Source organism: Mesorhizobium sp. M7A.F.Ca.MR.362.00.0.0, from assembly GCF_004023175.1.
Taxonomy (GTDB): Bacteria; Pseudomonadota; Alphaproteobacteria; order Rhizobiales; family Rhizobiaceae; genus Mesorhizobium.
In genome coordinates, this window is record NZ_RZTF01000189.1 from 6,884 (window position 1) to 11,943 (window position 5,060).

Annotated in this window: 3 protein-coding genes and 1 pseudogene; 1 reads left to right on the top strand and 3 read right to left on the bottom strand. The window is 62.7% G+C overall.

The window, feature by feature from the left end:
* Positions 1 to 358 precede the first annotated feature (358 nt).
* The gene (locus EOC06_RS43075) at positions 359 to 2,221 is read left to right on the top strand and encodes a hypothetical protein (RefSeq protein ID WP_245469875.1); all 1,863 of its coding nucleotides are present in this window, start codon (positions 359 to 361) and stop codon (positions 2,219 to 2,221) included.
* Positions 2,222 to 2,310: 89 nt separating this feature from the next.
* On the opposite strand, the gene EOC06_RS21525 is transcribed toward EOC06_RS43075, so the two are convergent.
* The 3 genes and pseudogenes from EOC06_RS21525 to EOC06_RS21535 all read right to left on the bottom strand — a co-directional run.
* On the bottom strand, positions 2,311 to 2,964 hold the full coding sequence (locus EOC06_RS21525; protein ID WP_164898679.1) for a hypothetical protein: 654 nt from the start codon (positions 2,962 to 2,964) through the stop codon (positions 2,311 to 2,313).
* 455 nt (positions 2,965 to 3,419) lie between these two features.
* On the bottom strand, positions 3,420 to 3,773 hold the full coding sequence (locus tag EOC06_RS21530; protein ID WP_128308737.1) for a cupin domain-containing protein: 354 nt from the start codon (positions 3,771 to 3,773) through the stop codon (positions 3,420 to 3,422).
* Between the two features lie 328 nt (positions 3,774 to 4,101).
* A pseudogene (locus EOC06_RS21535) lies at positions 4,102 to 4,992 on the bottom strand (sugar phosphate isomerase/epimerase family protein); the annotation flags it as partial.
* Positions 4,993 to 5,060 lie beyond the last annotated feature (68 nt).

Here is a 5,060-nt window from a genome sequence, read left to right on the forward strand (position 1 = left end):
ATGGACAGTCAAGAGCCGGGAAGTGGCGAATTGTCCGCACCGGCGAACTCTCGCGAGGTTGATATGCAGAGGCGCAAATCGGCGTCTCAGGGCCCCGCATGTGTCCTTGGTCGACCATTGCCCGCCAAGGAATATCAACTGCGGCGATCTATCAGCGCGCGACCGGCGCCCCGCCATCCGCAACAATTCGCAAGTACCAGAAGGATCCCGAAGAAAGCGACGTTTCGAGGGCGGTAAGCCTGGCCAATACCAAGGCGGATGACCAGACATCGCTTTACGAACTTGACGATACACCCCAGAACGCACGGGCACGGCAATGCCAAATTATCTTGCCGAAATGTATGCAAACGACGTAAATTTGGCCATTCTGATCGCAGTGGTGACGCTTGCATCGGTGGGCGTCTATCTTGTGCTCCGGCGTATCCTTGCCGCGGTGCGACGGCGCCGCCTTGCAGCGTTTGACGAAGGCAGATCCGGTATCGCCGACGAGGCTTCTTGGGAATGGGAAAGCCCGGCCGGACTTGTCGCCGGACCTGCTTCTTCCAAGGCTGCCAACCCCTTGCATGCGGTCGGCCTGGATGTTCGGGCTCAAAATACCAACTACTCTCGGTTCGGAGTGCGAATCGAGCATTTCGCCGCGACATCCGAACCCAGCGGGAGCTCGTTAGTGACCGGTGCTCCTGCACCGAACAGTGTGCAGTCTGGCCGGCCTGCAGCATCCATCAGCGCGATCGCGGAACGTGGGAAGCGGATTTGCGGGTCGGCATGGGACCAATTGCGCCATAGAGCTTCACCGCCAAAAATTGCTCCGTTGGCCTATGCTGCGGATCGCGGTTTGAATTTCACAGCGCAGATGGGAGATCCCGACCCGGCCATGGCGCCTGCCTCAAACCCTGTCGTTCGCAGGCCGATCGTTCTTGTATCGCGCTTGGGTCTCGCCGCCATTTGTCTGGCCGCGCCGATTGGCTATGCGATGACGAGACAAATCTGGGTCGAAAGCGCTTCCGCCATCTCGCAAACCCAAGACCAAGCCCATCGAGACCTTTCGCGCCCGTTGGGACCTCAGGCGAGTGCCGAATTGTTTGGCCCGGATCTCACGGCTAACCAGGCGCAAGCCGGCACGAATCGTGCTCAGGCTGCCGCTGCGAGACAATTGGCCGACCAGGAGCACCGGGCGGCGGAAGGCGAGCGTGCCAGGAGCGCCGCTCTGCAGGGAGCGCTCCTCGAGGCGAGCAAGCAGATCCACACGCTGAGGGCAAGCATGGCAGCTGCCGATGACGCGCGCGAGGAGCGGTTGCGCAATGAACTCGCGGCGGCCCGCACTCTTGACGCGTTGCGGCGCATTGCGGGAGATGCCCGCACGATGCTGAGCGAGGCCACCAGCTATGTCCTTGAGGAGATGCCCGCTGCTCATCTCGAGCAGGAGCAGGCCCAAAGGCAGGCGCGCGATTTATCGCAAGCGCGCGTCCAAATTGAACAGCTTGAGACCGAGGCCGCCGAGGATCGCGCCACGGCCAAGGCTTCACTGGCGCAGGCGAGCGGCATGCTCGACGACGAACGCCGGAAGGCGGAGCTGCTTCGTGGCGATCTCGCCGAAGCGAAACTGGCCAATGCCGCACTCATGAAGCGTACGGCCGCGGCTGAGCAGGAACGGACCGACGCGGTCACAGCGAGACAACAAGTGGAGCGGACCGCAGCTGACACGGAGCGAACGCTCGCACGAGAACGCGCTGCAGCAGCAGCGGCCGTTGAGGAGCTGAAAGAAGCTCGCGTCGAGCGCCAGGCGGCTGAACTGGAGCGAGCCAAAGCAGTCTCAGCGAAAGAGCGTGCCGAGCAGGCCGCAACCGAGACGGCACAGGCTCTGGCACGGGAACGTACTACAGCCGTCATGAATCGTGAGGATCTCGACAGAGCCCGCATCGAGCGCGAAGCAGCCGCCCAAGCTCTTTTGTTGCGTGTCGCTAAGCTTCAGGAGGCTCTGGACGAGCAACGCGAGGCCACTGTTTCTCTTGCCCGCGACTTGGCTGCGGCGCGCGGCAGCCAGCCAGGTGAAGGCTGTCAGCAAGAAGACTGGCAAGGTTCGCAACCCTTCGCGGATGACCCGGGTGCGTTCGATCACACTTCCTTACTCGCTCTTGCCAAGACACGTGACACCACAGTGATTCCGACTGCGCGGTCGCTTCCGTGGAAGGCCATCTTTGATGCCCCGCACCCTTGGTAACACACCCGAGGCCTGCTGCCATTTCGGCCAAAGATGAATGGCCCCTCGAATTCACCCTGCTTCATCAGCGAGGTGTTCTGCGCGGTTCGCTATGTCAGGCCGATCACGCTGCCTGTCGCGTCCAATTCGCATTGGATCGCCGCCTGCCGCGTTTCCACGTTGCCTTGCCGCACATAGTCGATGCTGACCTCGATAGGGGCCGAGATCGTCGCCCGACTCAACTGATGTACGAAGCCCGCGCTGCTGACGCGCACGCTGGTCGCGCCAAACGGAGCGGCGGCCGACTCGATGGCATCATGGCAGGCCCGAACGACTTTATCCGGGACGCCCGGCAGCGCCTCGGTTCGGCTGACTGTTGATTGAGTGTTGCTGTCGCTGGGAGGCTGGAGAGCGGCCGGCAGGACGAGCGACTGTCCGCCCCTTGCGGACGCAACAGCAGTAGCGGTGGCCGGACCTACCGTCCCCGGGGCTGTCGCAGTGCCGCTTGTGCTGGTCTCGCCGTCGTCCGCCGACGAACTGGAGCCGCCGGGGTCGTCGCCAGTCCCTTTCTGCGAGCCGCCGTGGTTGCCGCCGGCGTCATGACCTCCGCCGCCACCATGGCCACCAGAACCATGGCCGCCGTTGCCATGCCCTCCGCCCTGCTGACCACCGGTTGCAGTTCCTGCGCAAACTACCGCGATCGAGCAAGCTAAGACGAAATACGCACAGGTGAATCCACGCGATTGACGCACGACGACCTCCATGGATGCGTCGGTCCAACCGTCTTTCCGCAGCGTGCAGTCAGAACGGCCCGAACCGCCGCTGCCCCCGAGGCAACCTCGCGATTGCCGCGCCCCCGAAAGAACTAGGGGATCAATCCGGCGTATCAAGGATATTTGGCTGGTAAGCGCCGATGAGAGATCGCTTGGCTGGCGAGTGCCGTATCACTCAGTCGAGGCCGACCGTGGATGACGCCGCAGACGCCTTCGTGATCCAATGGCCGGAGTCCGGCGATTGGCCTGGCCGAGGCCCCGGCGAATGCAGAGATCAGCGAATACGCTTACCGCGCTCAGGTCAGCGCACCTCCTCCGAGCCATCGGCGACAGCCACGCGATGTCCGATGGGATGGCATCCAAGAGGCCCCCGGGGCACGAAAAAGCGTCCGCTTGAGCACTCGCCGCCAAGGCGAACCATGGCGGGCCAGACGGATCACCGCGCCTCAGCCAACCCTGACGACAAAATGCTTCGTCACCGGCTCGATGATCTTCCAGGTTCCCTTGAAATCGGCTTCCACCACGAAGGCATCGCCGGGACCGACCTCGATCGGTGTGCCGCCGTCCGGCGTGATGATGATGCGGCCGGCGATCATGTGCACGAACTCGTAGTCGGTATAGGTCGCGTGGTAGGTACCGGGCGTCGCGCGCCAGGTGCCCGACAACACCTTGCCGTCCTCGGTCGTGTGCTGGACGGCGGTTTGCATGGTCGGCTTGCCCTCGACGACGATCCAGCCAGCCAGATCGCCGGCGTCCGCGTGTTCGACGGTGCCGAATTTGAGGATTGTCTCGCGTGTCATGTGCTGGGCTCCGTTTGGTGGATTGCGTGGCGTTGTCAGATAACCGATGCACCTGCCGCGAGCAATGCCGGCGCCATACGGCGGCACCTTGGCTGACGGTGCATCAAACAAAAAAACCGCCTGTGCGGCGGGTCACTGGCGCAAATCAGCACCATGGGCAAAAATGTACCATAGCTGAGGTCACTGAGTCAAGAAAAAATTCCTATCTCGGAAAAATGGCGGCACAAAAGCCGCCAAAACCGGCTGCCTCGAGGCCTGTTGTTAATCTGAGTTCGGAACCCTGCCCTGTGGCGCACGCCGCGTCCTTCGGCTCTCGACGGGCGGGGCAGGGTTTGTGCCGCGCCGAGACGAGTTCCGCCTTGCGCCTTGCCGTCTCCATTCCCAGACCGATGAAAGCGCGCGCGTGCTTGGCCAGCGCCATGTTGTCCGTCCACAGATTGCGCCAGATCGCGGTCTTCTTCGACAGGTTCTCATCGACGATTTCCGAAGAGAAGGATTCGAAGCTGAGGTCGTCGCTGTAGCCGATAGCGGTCAGCGCATCGAAGATTGCGGCGAAATCGATATTGCCGGTGCCGAGGAAGCCGCGATGGCTTTCGCCGATATGGACATAGCCGATCTTATCGGCAGCATGACGGATGGCCAAGCCGACATCGGCCTCCTCGATGTTCATGTGGAAGGTGTCGAGATGCAGGAAGATGTTGTCCGAGCCCGTGTCCTCGATGAAGGCCAGCCCTTGCGCGGCGGTGTTGAGCAGATTGCTTTCGAAGCGGTTGACGATCTCGAGGTTGAGCGTGACGCCGGCCGTCTTGGCTGTCTCGGCAACCTTGGCCAGCGTGCCGGCACTGCGCTGCCATTGATCGCGCGTCGGCGCCTCGACCTGCAATCCGTGGCTGGTCGAGAGAATGCCGGCGACCTTCCGGCCGCCGAGATCGCGCGTCAGCGCGATGGTGTCGTTGAGGATTTCGACGCCGCGCGCGGCAATCGCCTTGTCGGCGCTCGAAATGTCGCCATCAGCAGGCAATCCGATGCTGATCGCCACGCCGAGGCCAAGATCGGCGATGCGCCTGGCAAGCCCGCCGATGTCGACATTGGCGGGATCGAGATAGGAGAATTCGATGAGGTCGAAGCCGGCCTCCCTGGTGTTGGCCAGCGTGCGCTCGAGATCGGCCTTGGCCGAGCCCGCCGACCAGACGAAAGAATGGATTCCAATACGCGACATCATCGTCTCCGGCTTCTGCGCATCGGCCCCATGGGGAACCGATGCCTGGACAAGACGTGCGGCCGGGT